Source organism: Gemella haemolysans (genome assembly GCF_001553035.1).
Classification (GTDB): Bacteria; Bacillota; Bacilli; order Staphylococcales; family Gemellaceae; genus Gemella; species Gemella haemolysans_B.
Map to the genome: position 1 here is coordinate 1 of NZ_KQ959955.1, position 2,531 is coordinate 2,531.

2 protein-coding genes are annotated in these 2,531 nt (G+C 33.5%); both read left to right on the forward strand.

Going from position 1 to position 2,531, the window contains the following annotated elements:
* Positions 1-249: 249 nt before the first annotated feature.
* Positions 250-1,746 carry a glycerol kinase GlpK gene (glpK, locus tag HMPREF3186_RS04385; protein WP_060914096.1) on the forward strand — a complete coding sequence of 499 codons (1,497 nt, stop codon included), beginning with the start codon at positions 250-252 and terminating at the stop codon, positions 1,744-1,746.
* Between the two features lie 638 nt (positions 1,747-2,384).
* Positions 2,385-2,489: a putative holin-like toxin gene (locus tag HMPREF3186_RS09615; protein WP_084812659.1), complete on the forward strand. Its 105-nt coding sequence runs from the start codon at positions 2,385-2,387 to the stop codon at positions 2,487-2,489.
* Positions 2,490-2,531: the final 42 nt, after the last annotated feature.

Here is a 2,531-nt window from a genome sequence, read left to right on the forward strand (position 1 = left end):
ATTGATATTTTGGTCGTTTTGTCAACAATCTGTAGTATTATTAATAATACTTATTATGACAATAATTTTTTGTACAATAACTATAATTGAAAAACTAGACTTAGTACAACACTCTCCAAGTCTAGTGAGAATTGTAGGATAAACGATGTCCTTAAAGCACTTAAAAACGCAGATAAAACATAGTTTTTGTCTGCGCTTTTATTATAAAAGATGGTATAATATTAACGAAATAATTATTCGAGGTGAAGTATGAAAAAATATGTAATGGCAATAGATCAAGGCACTACAAGTTCTAGAGCGATAATATTCAATAAGAAAGCAGAAATAATAACAAGTAGCCAAAAGGAATTCCCCCAAATTTTTCCTAAGTCAGGTTGGGTTGAACATGATGCTAATGCAATCTGGAATTCTATACAATCAGTAATAGCAGAAGCATTCATCGAAAGTGGCATAAAGCCGAATCAAATAGACAGCATTGGAATTACAAACCAACGTGAAACTACTGTTATTTGGGATAAAGAAACTGGACTACCCATTTATAATGCAATAGTTTGGCAAAGTAGACAAAGTGCGGATATAGCTAATAAACTAGTTAACGATGGTTATAAAAATATGATTCATCAGAAAACTGGTTTAGTCGTCGATGCCTATTTCTCTGCGACTAAAATACGTTGGATATTAGATAATGTACCTGGTGCTCAACAACGCGCTGAAAATGGCGAATTACTATTTGGAACTATCGATACATGGCTAGTTTGGAAGCTTACAGGTGGAAAAACTCACGTTACCGACTACACAAACGCAGCCAGAACAATGTTATTTAATATTAAAGATTTAACTTGGGACAAAGAAATATTAGAAATTCTAAATATTCCAAAATCCTTATTACCAGAAGTTAGATCAAACTCTGAGGTGTACGGAAAAACTACAGATTATCATTTTTATGGTGGTGAAGTAATAATAAGCGGACTAGCAGGTGACCAGCAAGCAGCACTTTTCGGACAACTTGCCTTCGATAAAGGAATGATAAAAAACACATACGGCACAGGTTCATTCATCATCATGAACACAGGCGAAACTATGGAACTTTCAAAAAATAATCTATTAACTACTATAGGTTTTGGAATTAATGGAAAAGTTTATTATGCTTTAGAGGGATCAATTTTCATCGCTGGAAGTGCAGTTCAATGGTTAAGAGATGGATTAGGTCTAATTAAAAAGTCATCAGAAACACAAGCGTTAGCTTACAACTCTAAAAACAATAACGAAGTATATCTAGTACCTGCCTTTACAGGATTAGGTGCTCCATATTGGAATCCAGATGCTCGTGGAACTATCTTCGGCTTAACACGTGCTACTACTAAAGAAGATCTAGTAAAGGCTACATTGCAGTCAATCGCCTATCAAGTACGTGATATTATCGATACTATGAAAATCGATGCTAAAGTAGAAATACCCCTTCTTAAAGTCGATGGAGGTGCTGCAAACAATGATTATCTACTAGAATTCCAAGCAGATATTCTAGGTGTTAAAGTAGCTCGTGCAGAAAATCTAGAAACTACAGCTCTGGGGGCGGCATTCCTAGCAGGACTAGCTACTGGATACTGGGAAAGCTTAGATGAACTTAAGAACCTAAACACTGCAGGCAAACTATTTGTTCCTACTATGGAAAAAGAAGAACGCGAAAAACTTTACAAAGGTTGGAAACGCGCGGTAAGAGCAACACAGATTTTTGCGGAGGAATAGAATAAAAATAATTGCTCATAAAGTCCTACAAATAATTGTTGAGACAAATCTTTTTCTTACAACTAGAGTTGATATAGGTATCTCAGCACTTAAAAAGTATATTAAAAAAATAACCATCTTTAAACTGGTAATAGCCCCCAAAATTTGGACAAATTTAGGGGGCTATTACCCTTTGACGAGATAAGATGATTATTTTTTAATAACACTTAATTAGAGTCACCGCCTTTTAAATTAGTCGTTTATTTTTCAAAGTCAAAGACTGAAGAAAAATATTACGAATAATTTATACTACGACTACTATAATTTCTACGAACGTAGTGAGTTAAGAAATTATTAGTAAAGTCAGTGCAAACGGTGCCCTCTTTATAAATTTATTTTAACACAAGTAAAAATTAAACTCAATTATTTAGGAGATTTTAGGAATTATATAGACAATTACTCATAGCCTATAACTAGTCTTAAAATAATTTTAAATCCCCTCATTTTCCTTTGTAACCCATTCAAGTTTCTGATATAATCAAATTGGAGGGTGAAGTTAGAGATAGAAATATCTTGTTAAAGGTGGCGACTACAACTTTACGAAAGGGGATGATTCTTATGCTCATAAGTATCACAATCTTTAAGAAAGGGGTAGACTTTTGTCAGTATTTGAGGCGTTACAACTAATGATTAATTTTTCTGGACTTATTGTTGCAGTATTAGCTTTAGTTGTATCTATAATCGTACTTAAAGATAAAAAATAACCATCTTTGCTTGGTAATAGCCCCCAAAATTTGGACAAATTT